Annotated in this window: 12 protein-coding genes; 4 read left to right on the forward strand and 8 right to left on the reverse strand. The window is 70.3% G+C overall.

Going from position 1 to position 13,333, the window contains the following annotated elements; all coding sequences use genetic code 11:
• Positions 1 to 368: 368 nt before the first annotated feature.
• From ABT381_RS03090 to ABT381_RS03120, 7 genes are all read right to left on the reverse strand, one after another.
• Positions 369 to 1,160, reverse strand: a complete 792-nt coding sequence (locus ABT381_RS03090; RefSeq protein ID WP_351586989.1) for an SDR family NAD(P)-dependent oxidoreductase — start codon at positions 1,158 to 1,160, stop codon at positions 369 to 371.
• Positions 1,157 to 2,128: a fumarylacetoacetate hydrolase family protein gene (locus ABT381_RS03095; protein WP_351586991.1), complete on the reverse strand. Its 972-nt coding sequence runs from the start codon at positions 2,126 to 2,128 to the stop codon at positions 1,157 to 1,159. Before ABT381_RS03095 ends, ABT381_RS03090 begins: the two co-directional genes overlap by 4 nt.
• A 96-nt stretch (positions 2,129 to 2,224) precedes the next feature.
• Entirely contained in the window at positions 2,225 to 3,163 is a 939-nt protein-coding gene (locus ABT381_RS03100; RefSeq protein ID WP_351586993.1) for a VOC family protein, read from the reverse strand.
• 6 nt (positions 3,164 to 3,169) lie between these two features.
• A complete protein-coding gene (locus tag ABT381_RS03105; RefSeq protein ID WP_351586995.1) occupies positions 3,170 to 4,186 on the reverse strand; it encodes an amidohydrolase family protein in 1,017 nt (338 codons plus the stop codon).
• Positions 4,183 to 5,313, reverse strand: a complete 1,131-nt coding sequence (locus ABT381_RS03110; RefSeq protein WP_351586997.1) for an FAD-dependent oxidoreductase — start codon at positions 5,311 to 5,313, stop codon at positions 4,183 to 4,185. Before ABT381_RS03110 ends, ABT381_RS03105 begins: the two co-directional genes overlap by 4 nt.
• A gap of 29 nt (positions 5,314 to 5,342) precedes the next feature.
• Positions 5,343 to 6,299, reverse strand: coding sequence for a cyclase family protein (locus ABT381_RS03115; protein WP_351587108.1), 957 nt, complete (start codon positions 6,297 to 6,299; stop codon positions 5,343 to 5,345).
• A 5-nt stretch (positions 6,300 to 6,304) separates the two neighbouring features.
• Positions 6,305 to 7,306 carry a fumarylacetoacetate hydrolase family protein gene (locus ABT381_RS03120; protein ID WP_351586999.1) on the reverse strand — a complete coding sequence of 334 codons (1,002 nt, stop codon included), beginning with the start codon at positions 7,304 to 7,306 and terminating at the stop codon, positions 6,305 to 6,307.
• A 171-nt stretch (positions 7,307 to 7,477) separates the two neighbouring features.
• On the opposite strand from ABT381_RS03120, the gene ABT381_RS03125 reads away from it, so the two are divergent.
• Complete coding sequence (locus ABT381_RS03125) at positions 7,478 to 8,389, forward strand: LysR family transcriptional regulator (RefSeq protein WP_351587001.1); 912 nt, start codon at positions 7,478 to 7,480, stop codon at positions 8,387 to 8,389.
• 362 nt (positions 8,390 to 8,751) lie between these two features.
• Here ABT381_RS03125 and ABT381_RS03130 read toward each other — a convergent pair whose 3' ends face one another.
• On the reverse strand, positions 8,752 to 9,705 hold the full coding sequence (locus ABT381_RS03130; protein WP_351587003.1) for a LysR family transcriptional regulator: 954 nt from the start codon (positions 9,703 to 9,705) through the stop codon (positions 8,752 to 8,754).
• A 169-nt stretch (positions 9,706 to 9,874) separates the two neighbouring features.
• On the opposite strand from ABT381_RS03130, the gene ABT381_RS03135 reads away from it, so the two are divergent.
• From ABT381_RS03135 to ABT381_RS03145, 3 genes are all read left to right on the forward strand, one after another.
• On the forward strand, positions 9,875 to 10,996 hold the full coding sequence (locus ABT381_RS03135) for a PrpF domain-containing protein (RefSeq protein ID WP_351587005.1): 1,122 nt from the start codon (positions 9,875 to 9,877) through the stop codon (positions 10,994 to 10,996).
• 105 nt (positions 10,997 to 11,101) lie between these two features.
• The gene (locus ABT381_RS03140) at positions 11,102 to 12,358 is read left to right on the forward strand and encodes an SLC13 family permease (RefSeq protein WP_351587007.1); all 1,257 of its coding nucleotides are present in this window, start codon (positions 11,102 to 11,104) and stop codon (positions 12,356 to 12,358) included.
• Between the two features lie 241 nt (positions 12,359 to 12,599).
• A complete protein-coding gene (locus tag ABT381_RS03145) occupies positions 12,600 to 13,325 on the forward strand; it encodes a dienelactone hydrolase family protein (protein WP_351587009.1) in 726 nt (241 codons plus the stop codon).
• Positions 13,326 to 13,333 lie beyond the last annotated feature (8 nt).

Below are 13,333 nucleotides of genomic sequence, written 5' to 3' on the forward strand. Positions count from 1 at the left end.
ACCGGGTGCGTCGGTGGCGGTGGAGGGGGAGCTGCAGTCGCTGGTCGAGGCTGTACCGGGCCGCCGACCTCCTGCAGCGCAGCGTCGCAGCGGCCTGAGCTGCACAACGTTCAAGGGCGATGCCTTCCCCGAGGGGAGGCACTGCCCTTTTCCGTTTGAGTCCCTGATCGCGCTGTTCGACCAGGCCGACGGCGCGCAGGACCGAGAAGTGGGGGCTGAGCGCGGCTTTGCCGACAGGGACGCCGGAGGTGCCGCAGCCGCGCGTCCAGTCGGCGGAGGCTTGAGGCGTCCGGGCTGGGGGCGAGAGACCGGCTTGCGTCAGGAGGCGATGCCACGCCAGATGCAGCTGACAGCCTGCGGCCTACGGCCTACGACGGCCTGCCGGGCATCGGTGCTGGTGCGGCCTCCGCTGTTGTGTGATGCCGGAGGGCGTCGGAGACGGATTTGGCGCCGGCGTGCGTGGTGTATCCGCCGTCGACCGGGATGTCGGCTCCCGTGATGAAGGAGGCGTCGTCGCTCAGCAGGAAGGTGACGAGTGGTGTGATGTCGTCGACGGTTCCGGTACGGCCCAGTGGTGTCTCGCGGAGGTTGGCCTCCCGGAAGGCGGGGGCGGCCGACGCGGTCATCTCGGTCTCGATGAAGCCGGGATGGATGGTGTTGACGCGGATGCCGCGCGGCCCGAGTTCCATCGATGCGGTTTTCGCCAGGCCCCGCAGGGCCCATTTGCTGGCGGTGTAGGCGACCGGATAGTGGGCGGTCAGCGCGGCGGACGAACCGATGTTCACGATCGAGGCGCCCGCGGGCATCAGGGGCGAGAGGTGCTGGATGCCGAGGAGGGGGCCGATGACGTTGACCGCGTGGACGCGGGCCATGTCCTCGGCGCGCACGTCGTCGAGCCGGGCCCGCCAGGTGATGCCCGCGTTGTTGACGAGCCCGTGCACGTGTCCGTGGGTGTCTCGCAGGTGGTCGGCGAGTTCCGCCCAGGCCCGCTCGCTGGTGACGTCGAGTGGCCGGCAGCCGGGCGCCTCGGTCACATCGGTGGCGATCACCCGGGCGCCCTGGCGGGTCAGTGCCTCGGCCTCGGCGGCGCCCTGGCCGCGGGCCGCGCCGGTGACCACGATCACCTTGCCGAGCAGCCGCTCGGGGGACGGCTCACTCATGGCCGCTCCCGGGAACGCCGCCGGGCGGCGGGGATGTTCACCGGCTCCGGCCCGGGCACCACGGTGCTGGAGACGGTGCCGATCCCCTCGACGGTGAGCGTGACGGTGTCGCCGGGCTTCAGCGGCGGCGGGGTCTGCTCGCCGTGTACGCCCCAGAGTTCGGCGAGGCAGCCGCCGTTGCCGCAGGTGCCGGAGCCGAGTACGTCGCCGGGGACGACGCGGGTGCCTCGGGAGGCGTAGGCGGTCATCTCCTCGAAGGTCCAGCTCATGTTGGACAGCAGGTCCGTGCCGACCACCTCGCCGTTGATCTCGGCGGTCAGGGCCAGGCGCAGGAAGCCGTCGGTGTCCCGGTACGGCTCCAGTTCGTCGGCGGTCACGAGATACGGGCCGAGCGTGGTGGCAGTGTCCTTGCCCTTGCACGGGCCGAGGCCGACCTTCATCTCCGCGGACTGCAGGTCGCGGGCGGACCAGTCGTTGAAGATCGTGTAGCCGATGATGTGGTTACGGGCCTGCTCGGGGGTGAGGTCGCGGCCCTCTCGGCCGATCACCGCGCCCACTTCGAGCTCGAAGTCCAGCACCTGCGACCCGGGCGGCATGGGAATCCCGTCGTGCGGGCCGTAGATCGCGTGGGGGTTGGTGAAGTAGAAGGTCGGCGCCTCGTACCACTGCTCGGGTACGCCGACGGCGCCGTCCACGGAGCGGCGCACGCCCTCGACGTGTTCCTCGAAGGTGACGAAGTCCCGTACGGATGTGGGGCGCAGGGGTGGCAGCAGCCGCACCTGCGAGACGTGGGGGCCGGGCGGTACGTCGAGTGCGGCGGCACCCCGGACGAGCAGTGACCGCAGCCCGTCGCCGGAGGCGATCAGTTCGGTGAGCGATCCGACGCCCGGTACGGGGTAGAGGGTGCCGTCCTCTTCGACGACGCCGACGCGGGGCTGGTGCTGGTGTTCGTAGGCTGCGAAACGCATGGGTGTGTTCTCCTGGCACGGAGGGTGACCGGGGGCGCGGATGGCTGCGTCAGGGCATGGGCAGGGCCGCCGCGCCCCCGGAGCTCAGGGCGGGGGTCAGACCGGCGGGGCGACGAACACGCCGCGGTCCGGATCGTTGAAGGACTCCTTGGCGATCAGCTCGTTCATGGGGTTGGCGGTGCCCCACTGGTCGGTGACCTCGGGCTGGGAGAAGTCGTAGACGTGCGGGTGCCAGGTGTCCTCGTCCAGCTCCTCCAGCTCGGTGGTGTACTCGATGGTGTTGCCGTGCGGGTCGAGGAAGTACGTGAAGGTGTTGTCGCCCGCCATGTGGCGACCCGGGCCCCAGATCTTGCGGTACCCGGCCCGCATGACGCGCCCTGAGCCGCGCATGTACTCGTCCAGGCCGCGCATCTCGAAGGAGACGTGGTGCAGGGCGGTGTGCGGGCCCTGCGCGATCGCCATCGAGTGGTGCTGGTTGGAGATCCGCATGAAGTGCATGACCTCGCCCATGTGCGGTGAGGACAGGGTGTCGGAGAGGGCGAAGCCGAGGTGGCGCTCGTACCACTCCCGAGTACGGTTCAGGTCCGGGGAGTTGAGGACGACGTGGGAGAGCTTGACCGGGATGGCCTCCTTCTCCTCGATCTTGCGGTGCCGGCGGACCTCGACGTCGGCGGAGACCTCGATGGTGCGGCCGTCGACATCGAAGAAACGGAAGCCGTAGCCGCCGCCGGGGGTGTCCACCGTCCCCGGCCGCGATATCAACTGCACTCCGCCCGCGAGGAGTTGCTCGGCGAGCGTGTCCACGTCGGCGGGGGACGCGGCGCCGTACGAGACGAGGTCGAGGCGCTTCTCGTCGGCCTTGCGCAGCCGTACGACGTACTGCTCCGGGGAGCCCTCGGCGGCCAGGAAGGAGATGCCGGAGTCCTCGGCGACCTTGGTGAGGCCCCAGACGCCGGAGTAGAAGTCGAGTTGCTTGTCGTAGTCGGGCACGGCCAGGTCGACGTGCCGGAGGTGGGTGAGCAGGCGTCCGCTCATGGTGGATCAGTCCTTCCTCAGGAGGGCGGCCGCGTTGCCGCCGCGTACGGCGTCGAAGTCGGCCTCGGGCAGGCGCGCGGCGCGCAGCGCGCCGAGCGGGTCCTCGGCGCCCATGTCGAAGGGAAAGTCGGAGCCGAGCAGCACCCGGTCCGCGCCCGCGACCCGCACCAACTCCCGTAGTACATACGGGTCGTGGACCAGCGAGTCGAAGTACAGCCGCTTGAGGTAGCTGCTGGGCAGGTGCGCGCAGCCGGCGCCCGCGTCGGAGCGGGTGGACCAGGCGTGGTCGGAGCGGCCGATGTGGGTGGGCAGATAGCCGCCGCCGTGCGCCGCGATCACCTTCAGCCCGGGGTGCCGGTCGAGAACCCCGGAGAAGATGAGATGCGAGAGCGCGACGGCGTTCTCGGTGGGCTGGCCGACGGTGTTGGACAGGTACCACTGGTCGAGGCGCTCGTCCAGGGTGCAGCCGAAGGGGTGCAGGAAGACGAGCGCGCCTGTGGCCTCGGCCCGCGTCCAGAAGGGCTCGTAGGCGGGGTCGGACAGTTCCCGGTCCGGGGCGTGGCTGGAGACCTCGACCCCGATCAGGCCCTGCGCCAGGGCGTGTTCGAGGGCGCGTACCGTCTGCCCGGGGTGCTGGAGCGGGACGAATCCCAAGCCGCGAAGCCGGTCGGGAGCGGCCGAACAGTGCGCGGCGGTCGCCTCGTTGGCCAGTCGGTACAGCTTCTCGGCCGTCTCCTCGTCCGCCCAGTAGTGGTAGTGCGACGGGGACGGGCTGACCAGCTGGATGTCGACGCCCTGGGCGTCCATCGCGGCGAGACGCACGCCGGTGTCGGTGAGCCGGGGAATGCGCTCGCGCACCATGGCGCCGTTGACGGCGAGAGCCGCGGGCCCGTTGCGCCGGGCGTCGAGCGCCCGCGCCTCGGCCAGCCCCGGCAGGCCGTCCACCAGCGCCTCCACCTCGGGCAGCAGCACGTGCGCGTGCACGTCGATCGTGGGCGTGGTGGAGGTGGTGGGCGTACTCACGGCAGCTCCCGCAGCATCGTCATCGTGCGCCCCATCAGGCCGGGCACGTCGGCGTCGCGCACTCCGTCGAGCTGCCACTGCCCGATCCGCACGGACGCCTCCACGACCGGGCGGACGCGGGCGATCCGCCGCTCGTAGTACGTCTCGAAGAGGGCGTCGTCCCAGACCTCGGTACCGGTCAGCAACTGCGCGAGCACCCACGCGTCCTCCAGGGACAGGGCGGCGCCCTGGGCCAGGGTGGGCGGACAGCAGTGGGCGGCGTCGCCGACGAGGACAACCCGGCCGCGGTGCCAGGAGCCCTCCACCAGCATCCGGTCGAACCAGGTGTAGTTGACCTCCGCCGGGTCGGTGATGTGCGTGGTGATCTCCGGCCAGAAGCCACCGTAGGCGGCGGCGAGGCGCCGCATCTCGTCGGCGTACGTGTCCGGTGGGATCGACGCGCGGTCGCGGTTGGCCTCGACGACGTACGCGTACACCGTGGTCTCGCTGGTGGGGCAGTAGCCGGCGATGTACGCCGGGCCGCCGTAGGAGAGGTCGGTGCGGGTCACACCGGCCGGACGAGGGGCGGCGATGCGCCAGATGGCCATGCCGGTCGGCTCGGGCTTGGTGGTGATGCCGATCGCGGCCCGGGTGGTGGAGCCGAGGCCGTCGGCGGCGATCACCAGGTCGTAGCGCCCCTCGGTGCCGTCGCTGAAGCGCACGGTCACACCGTCGGCGTCCTGCTCCAAGGACTCGGCCCGGGTGCCCAGACGTACCCGGGCCCCGCTCGCGCGGACCGCGTCGATCAGGATGCGCTGGAGCTGCGGGCGCTGCATGCCGACGGTGGCGGGCAGGTCGTCGCCGCCGGTACGCAGGTCCTCGGCGACGTGCAGGACGGTGCCGTCGGGCGCGGTGATGCCGACGGAGCCGAAGCCGTAGCCGGATGCCTCCACCTGCTCCCACACGCCGAGTTCGCGCAGTACGCGCAGGGCGTTGCCCTGGAGGGTGATGCCGGACCCGGCCGTGGCGTTCCAGTCGTCCTTCGCCTCGATCAGATCCACTGCGAGGCCGGCGCGGCGCAGCAGGACCGTGACGGCGTTGCCGGCCGCGCCGCCGCCGACGACGAGGACGGTAGGGGCATGTGTCATGGGGTAACTCAACTCCCTTGTTCCTCGGGCTACTTGACGGCGATCGGATTGACGGGAGAGCCGACGGCACCGGTGATGGGGAGGGGCGCGGCGGTGAGCCAGAACTCGTACCTGCCGTCGGCCGCGCAGTCGGCGGCGAGTGCGTCGAGGTCCCACATCTCGCCGATGAGCAGGCCCATGTTGGGGATGGCGACCTGGTGCAGGGGCTGGAAGGCGTGCTCGAACTCGTTGGGCCGCACTTCGAAGCCCCAGGTGTCGGTGGCGATCGCGGCGATCTCGGTGCGGTGCAGCCATCCGGCCGAGGTGAAGGAGAGTCCGGGCGCGGGGCCGCCCGCGTAATCGCCCCAGCCCTCGCGCCGGGCGCGCGTCAGCTGCCCGGTGCGGACCACGACGATGTCCCCGCGTCCGATGCGCACGCCGTGCGCCTCGATCGTCGCGGCCAGGTGTTCCTCGGTGATGGCGAACGCGTCGGGGAGTTCGCCGTTCTCCCCCACGATCCGGCCGACATCCAGCAGCACCCCGCGCCCGGCGACGTGCGGGGCCATGTGCTCGATGCCGGTGACCAGGTCGCCTTCGGAGGTGACGACCTTCTCGGCGGACCGTCCGTTCCAGGCCCTGCCGTGGTCGAAGATGTGCCCGAGCCCGTCCCACTGCGTCGAGCACTGCAACGGCATGGCGATCACGTCGTCGGCGCCACCGAGGCCGTGCGGGAAGCCCTGGTTGCCGAGTGCGGCGTCCGTACCGGTGTCCAGCATGGTGTGCACCGGATTGGTGCGCCGCCGCCAGCCCTGCTGCGGACCGTCCATGTCGAACCGCTGGGAGAGGGAGAAGCTGACGCCTCGTCGTACGAGCGCGGCCCCCTCCCTGCGCTTGGCCTCGTCGAGGAAGTTCAGAGTGCCCAGAACGTCGCCCTCGCCCCAACGGCCCCAGTTGGAGTACGCCTTGGCGGCCCGGGCGATCGAGCCTTCCGGGTCGGTGCGGTCCAGGGCGGTCACGACGCCGCCTCCGCCACACAGCGAGTGCGCTGCGCACCGAGCCCGGTGATCGACCCGTCCATGACGTCGCCGTCGCGCAGCAGGCGCCCCCAGTGCATGCCGTTGCCCGCGGGGCTTCCGGTCAACACCAGGTCACCGGGCAGCAGTTGGGCTGTCTGCGAGGCGTACGACACCATGCGCGCGGCCTTGAAGATCATGTCCTTGGTGGACTCGTCCTGCATGGTCTCGCCGTTGAGCTTGAGCGTGAGGTGCAGGTCATCGGGGTTCGGGATGGACTCGGTGGGCACGATCCAGGGGCCGAGCGGGGTGAAGCCCGGCGCGTTCTTGCTGCGCAGCCAGTCGGTGCCGATCTGCGGCATGTCCCGGCGGAAGACGGTCGCCCGGTCGGTGAGGTCGTTGGCGATCGTGTATCCGGCGATGTACTCCGGAGCCTCCTCCGCCGATATCCGATGGGCGGTCCGGCCGATCACCACCGCCAACTCCAGCTCCCAGTCCGGCTTTTCGGCCCAGGCGGGCAGGGTCACGTCGTCGTACGGACCCGTGATCGCGCTCGGCAGCCCGATGAACACGTAGGGCAGATCCTCGGCCGCCCGCCGGTCCATGATCTCGGCGGCCTCGGCGCGCCGCTCCTCCTCGGGCCGGTCGTCGCCGGGGGCGCGGTGGGCCACATGCAGGTCGATGACGTGCTGGCGGTAGTTGGCGCCCGACTGGAATACCTGGCGGGGCTGGACCGGTGCGTGCACGCGAAGTTCCGTGAGCGGCGTGCGGCCGAGGCCGGCGTCGGCCGCCAGCATGCGCAGCCGGGGCAGGGTCGTCTCCCAGTGGTCCAGCAGGCCGCGGACGGTCAGCCGGTCGTCGCCGAAGGCGGCCCGGAGATCGAGAGCCTGGCTGTCGGGCGTGACGAGGGCGGGGAAGGCAGGCCCGTCCGGGGCCGAGAGAGTCGCGAGGGCGAAGGGTCCGGCGAAGAGCGCGGACGTGGGTTCAGGTTTCACGGACATGTCCTCCTGCTTGCGGTGTGACTACTCTGGACTCCGCGTCCGCGATCATGGAAATTGATTCCATGGATGAGAGTCATCCACCCCGCGAATAGCACCTGGATGTGCGCCGTACCGAAACTGGGCTTGCGCCGTACTGATACTGGATCTGCGCCGTACTGCAAGAGGAGTCCCGTGAACCTGGCCCGCCTCGACCTCAACCTCGTCGTCGCGCTCCGCGCCCTGCTGGAGGAGCGCAACGTTACGTACGCCGGGCAGCGCGTCGGCCTCAGCCAGCCCGCCATGAGTGCCGCCCTGGCCCGGCTGCGTCGCCACTTCGACGACGACCTGCTGGCCCGGGTCGGCGGTCACTACGAGCTCACGGCCCTCGGTCAGGTCCTTCTGGACCGCACGTCCACCGCCTACGACGTGCTCGAACGCCTCTTCGCCAGCCAGGCCGACTTCGACCCGGCAAAGGAAAGCCGCGAGTTCAAGCTGGTGGCGTCCGACTACGCCGTGGCGGTCTTCGGCACCGAGCTGGCCCGTGTGGTGCACGAGGAGGCCCCCGGCATCCGGCTGCGCTTCACCCAGACCCCGCCGGCCGTGGTGGACGACACCGCCACACTGCTGAGTGCCACCGACGGCCTGTTCATGCCGCACGGCGTCATCAGCGACTTCCCCGTCACCGACCTCTACGACGATCGCTGGGTGTTCCTGGTGGCGACGGACCACCCGAGCATCGACGACCGGCTCACCCAGCAGGACCTGGCCCGGCTGCCCTGGGTGACATACCAGCGGACGTATGACGCACCCGCGGTCCGCCAGCTCGGCATGCTCGGCATCGAACCACGCGTCGAGGTCTCCGTCGACAGCTTCCAGCTGCTGCCCCTCCTCGTCGCCGGCACCCGGCGGATCGCCATGGTCCAGGCCCGCCTGGCCTGCCTGCTCGCCTCGGTCGCCGCCGTCCGGGTGGTGGAGCCGCCCTACGAAGCCGTACCCCTGCGGGAAGCACTGTGGTGGCACCCCGTTCACACCCATGACGCTGCCCACATCTGGCTGCGCGAGACCGCCGCCCGGGTCGGAGCACGCATGCCGCACCAGGACTGAGCGGGCACCGCTCAGAGCGTGGCGCCCGTCTCTTCGGCCACCGTTCGTAGGAGTAGGAGGTGGTCCGGGAACGCCTGAGCCGGCCGGGGTGGCCGTGCGTACCGACACCTTCGGCTGCTCGCCGGTCTCCGCCGTGACAGAGGCCCCAGGCGATTGCCGAAACGGGCGCCGCATGAGCCTCACGCTGCCGAAGGTCAGGCGGAGGGGCGTCAGCGCGAGGGCAATGATCGGAGACGCAGAACGGCATTGCCCAGAGCCGCATCGCCTACGGCTGGGCCGCAAGGGAGAGCACAAGGGCCGGCTGATCCCTGACGAAGCCGACCTCGTCGTCCGCAGTTACCACGACCGCGGTGTGGACCCCTTCAGCCCCGGCGGACCGCTCCGAGCTGCGCGCGGTGCAGGCCCGAGGAGGCGAACCGCTGCGCCACGACACGCAGGACGCGGACCATCGCCTGGGCGGGCGGAGTGATGGGCCTGGCCTGGGCGTGAGCGAGCAGGATGCGGCGCGTGGGCGCCGGCACGTCGGACGCGAAGGGCAGCAGGCGGACGTCGCTGCGGCGGCTGGTGAGGGCGAGCCGGGGCGCGAGCGCGATGCCGAGCCCGGCGGCCACCATGGCCTGAGCCTCTTGGTAGTCGTGCGAAGCGTAGGCGATGCGCGGCTCGAACCCGGCCTGGCGGCAACTGCGGCGCAGTACGTCGGCGACAGGGTGGTTGTCGGCTCGGATGATCCATTCCTGGTCGGCGAGGTCGCTCAGGCGCACGGAAGGATGGGCGCGCAGGGGTGAGTCCGCCGGGACGACCAGCACCGTGGGGTCGTCGAGCAGATGGGTGAGGGCCAGCGCCGGGTCTTCGATGCGGTTCCAGCCGTAGTCCCACAGCAGCGCCTGCTCCACCTCGCCGGTGTGCAGCATCTCGCACAGCTCGGCCAGGACCCCCGCGCGCACCTCGATGCGGACCCCGGAATGACTGCGGCGGAAACGGGTGAGTGCGAGCGGCAGGAGCGAAGCACTCGCGGTGGGGAACGAACCGAGCCGCAGTGTGCCCTGGTCGAGGTCGGCGAACGATTCCAGATCGGCCTGGGCGGCGCGCAGCTCGCGGCGGATGGCCTGCCCGCGTTCGGCCAGTGCGGCGCCGGCCGGGGTGGGACGGATACCACGGGACAGCCGCTCTATCAGTGGCTGCCCGGCCGCCCGCTCCAGCAGGGACATCTGCTGGGAGGCCGCGGAGGTGGTCATGCCCATCGCCTCCGCCGCGGCGGTGAGAGAGCCGCGTTCGGCAGCCTCGGTGAGCAGGAGGAGATGGCGCACGTTCAACATGGCACTGACTTTAGCTCAGCTAAACCTGAGTGAAGTTGACTGCCATTGTGCCCAAGTCACACCTCTGCGAAGGTCTTCGCATTCGCCGGAGCGGTTCACCGTTTGGCAACACGCCCGCAACCGTTCTCCGGCCCTTTTTCCCCGCGTTGATCGAGAAAGAGCCTCAGACGTGCACACTCCCGCGACCCTGGTCCGCGGCGGCACCAGTAAGTGCTGGCTGTTCCACCAGGTCCATGTCCCCGCCGAGCTCGGCGAACTGGAGAAACTGCTGGTCGCCGCCTACGGTGCCACCGACCCGGTGGAACTCGACGGGGTCGGCGGGGCCACCCCCACCACCTCCAAGGCCGCGATCGTCAGCGCCTCGCCCGAGCCCGGCACGGACATCGATTACCTCTTCGCCCAAGTCGGCATCGGCACCGGGTCGGTGGAGTGGACGAGCAACTGCGGCAACTGCGCCACCGGCGTCGCCCTGTATGCGGTCGCGAAGGGCCTGGTACCGATCACCGGGGACCGGACGCGTGTGGTGATGCGCAATTTGAACACCGGCGCGGTGCTCGAAGGGCTCGTGGACACGACCGGTGGTGTGGCGCACGACTTCGGCGAGCAGACCGTACCGGGCACCCGGGCCGGTGGGGTCGCGGTCGGGCTCACCTTCCGCGACCCGGCCGGCCGCACCACCGGCTCCCTGCTGCCCGCCGGGTCGGCCGCGCAGGAGCTGCGGGTCGGTGCCGCGAACCCGGTTCTGGTGAGCATGGTGGACGCCGGGGCACCGGTCGTCCTCGTCGATGCCACCAGTGCGGCACGCACCGGCTCCGAGACCCTGGAGCGGATGCGTGCGGACGCACCATGGCTGCGCACCGTCCGCCATGCCGCCGCACCGCTGATGGGCCTGCTCAACCCGGGCGAGGAACCTGGCGACGCGGTCCCCAAGGTGGGACTGGTCGGCCGGCCGGTGCCGTACACCACAACGCTCGGCGAACGCATCGCCGCCCAGGAGTACGACATCTCGGTGCGCATGCTCACCATGAACGCCCCGCACTCCGCGATCGGCCTGACTTCCGCCGTCGCGGTCGCGGCCGCGAGTCTGCTGGAGGACTCCGTGGTCTCCCGGGCCGCGGGCGGCCCGACCGGCGAGTGGCTTCGCCTGGGCACCCCCGCCGGCGTGATCGCGGTCCGCTGCTCGGACCTGAAGGACGGCCTGCCCGGCCGGGTCACCGTACAGCGGGCGGCACGCCTGCTCGCCGATGCCCGTATCTACGTACCGGAACCAGGACGACCGCAAGCAGCCTGAACCGGAACGGCTTCCGCACCCGGGGCCTGTTCGTACTCCTCCGCCCCGGGGTAACCTCGCGCCCTCGGGGCGCGCCATCCTGTCCCCACCGCACCAAGGACAATGATGTCTACTGAAGTGATCTCCATAGGCGCGCTGCTGGTCATGTTCGTGGTCGGCACCATTCTGCCGATCAACCTGGGCATCCTCGCCTTCGTCGCCACCTTCGCCGTCGGCACCGTCTCGCTCGGCCTCACCGAGGACGAGATCTTCAAGGGCTTCCCGGTGGACCTTTTCGTCACCATCGTCGGGGTCACCTACCTGTTCTCCGTCGCTCGCCGCAACGGCACCATCGACTGGCTCGTCGCCGCGGGAGTACGACTGGTACGCGGCAAAGTGGCGCTCATCCCCTGGGTGCTGTTCCTGGTCGCAGCGACGCTCACGGCATTCGGCACCTTCACCCCGGCCGCCGTGGCGATCCTCGTTCCCATCGCCATGAACTTCGCCTACCGCTACAAGATCAACCCGCTGGTGGCCGGCATGATGGTGATCAGCGGCGGGCACGCGGGGGCCTTCTCTCCCCTCGCCGTCTCCGGCGCCCTCGTACTGGGCCTGGTCGACGACACCACGCTGCACGTCTCACCCGTGACACTGTTCGCCGCCAGCTTCGTCATCAACCTGGTGCTGTCTCTCCTCACCTACGTGTTCCTCGCCAAGCGCCCCGCCCCGCCGGCGGACACCGCACACGAGACGGCTGACGACGAGAACCCCACCACGTCGTCCGGCAGACCCGACTGGCGTCAGTGGCTCACCCTCGCATGCCTGCTCGCGCTGGTGGTCGGTGCGCTCGGCTTCCGGCTGGAGATCGGCTTCCTGGCCCTGGTGGCCGGCGCCCTGCTGTCCCTGGTCGACATGAAACGGCAGGAGAAGGCCGTGGACGGCATCAGCTGGTCCACCCTGTTGCTGGTGGCGGGCATGATGACGTACATCGCCATGCTGGAGAAGGCCGGAATCATCGAGGACATCTCCCACCACGCCGCCGGCCTCGGTGCCCCACTCGTCGTGGCCCTGGTGCTGTGCTTCACCGTAGCCATCACCTCGGCCTTCGCCTCCTCCACCGCAATCCTCACCGCGATCATCCCCCTCGCCGTACCGCTGCTGCTCTCCAGCCACCTCAGTGCCGCCGGTCTCATCGCGGCCCTCGCGGTGTCCACCACGATCGTCGACACCTCCCCGTTCTCCACCAACGGCGCCCTCGTCCTCAGCAACGCCCGCGGTATCGACACCCGCCGCTTCTACCGCCAGATCATCGGCTACACCGGCGGCATCGTCGCACTCGGCCCCATCGTCGCCTGGGGAGCCCTCGTCCTCCCCTGGTCATAACAACAGCAGGGCGACGCAAGGCTGCACCGCGCTCGGCCGGACTCCGCTCGTAGCTCCCGGCCCAGCAAAAATCCGTTGGTGAACCACGGCGACCACTGTTAATCTCCCGGAGGCCGTGCGAGAGAACGAGGAGGTGGTACCCGTGAACGCAGTATCGACGTGGGTGCTCCCCTCCGGGGTCACGGTCGGGCGATAGGTCGTCCGGGAGCGCCGTTCAAGCGCACTCCCGAAAGGCACGGCCATGCACTTCACTTCTGAACAGCGTCTCGACGACGGCGTCCTCGAACGCGAATTCACCCTCGGCGAGATCCCCGGCGTCGTGTGGACGCCTGAATCCTCCGCCCCGGCCCCGCTGATCCTGATCGGCCACCCCGGCAGCTTGCACAAGCGGCTCCCCCGGCTGGTGGCCCGGGCCCGGCACTACGCGGCGGAGTACGGTTTCGCGGTGGCCGCCATCGACGCCCCCGGGTGCGGTGACCGGCCCCGTTCCGCCGCCGACGAGCAGTCCCGCGCCGGCCTCCGCCGGGCGATGCAGGCCGGCGAGCCGGTCGACGAGATCCTCAACGCCTTCATCGTCCCGCTGGTCGAAAAGGCGGTCCCGGAATGGCGGACCACCCTGGACGTCCTCCTTTCGCTGCCCGAGATCGGCGGCCCGGTCGGGTACGACGGGATGGTCGCCATCGGCATCCGGCTGGCGGTGGTCGAACCGCGCATCGCGGCCGCCGCCTTCTTCGGCCAGACTTTCGTGCCCGACACCCTGCGCGAGGAGGCCCGGCAGATCACCGTTCCGCTGCAGTTCCTGATGCAGTGGGACGACGAAGGGATGGAACGCCAGCCGGTCCTGGACCTGTTCGACGCCTTCGGCACCAAGGAGAAGACGCTGCACGCCAATCTGGGCGGGCACGCCGGCACCCCGCAGTTCGAGGTGGACGACGCGGCCCGGTTCTTCACCCGGCACCTGAAGTGAGGCCGGGC

This window comes from Streptomyces sp. NPDC000151 (assembly GCF_040301705.1).
Taxonomy (GTDB): domain Bacteria; phylum Actinomycetota; class Actinomycetes; order Streptomycetales; family Streptomycetaceae; genus Streptomyces.

Bases quoted from the DNA above. Each gene is read 5' to 3' on its own strand.
- ABT381_RS03090 (WP_351586989.1), bottom strand. From the start codon at position 1,160: ATGAGTGAGCCGTCCCCCGAGCGGCTGCTCGGCAAGGTGATCGTGGTC.
- ABT381_RS03095 (WP_351586991.1), bottom strand. From the start codon at position 2,128: ATGCGTTTCGCAGCCTACGAACACCAGCACCAGCCCCGCGTCGGCGTC.
- ABT381_RS03100 (WP_351586993.1), bottom strand. From the start codon at position 3,163: ATGAGCGGACGCCTGCTCACCCACCTCCGGCACGTCGACCTGGCCGTG.
- ABT381_RS03110 (WP_351586997.1), bottom strand. From the start codon at position 5,313: ATGACACATGCCCCTACCGTCCTCGTCGTCGGCGGCGGCGCGGCCGGC.
- ABT381_RS03120 (WP_351586999.1), bottom strand. From the start codon at position 7,306: ATGTCCGTGAAACCTGAACCCACGTCCGCGCTCTTCGCCGGACCCTTC.
- ABT381_RS03130 (WP_351587003.1), bottom strand. From the start codon at position 9,705: ATGTTGAACGTGCGCCATCTCCTCCTGCTCACCGAGGCTGCCGAACGC.
- ABT381_RS03140 (WP_351587007.1), top strand. From the start codon at position 11,102: ATGTCTACTGAAGTGATCTCCATAGGCGCGCTGCTGGTCATGTTCGTG.
- ABT381_RS03145 (WP_351587009.1), top strand. From the start codon at position 12,600: ATGCACTTCACTTCTGAACAGCGTCTCGACGACGGCGTCCTCGAACGC.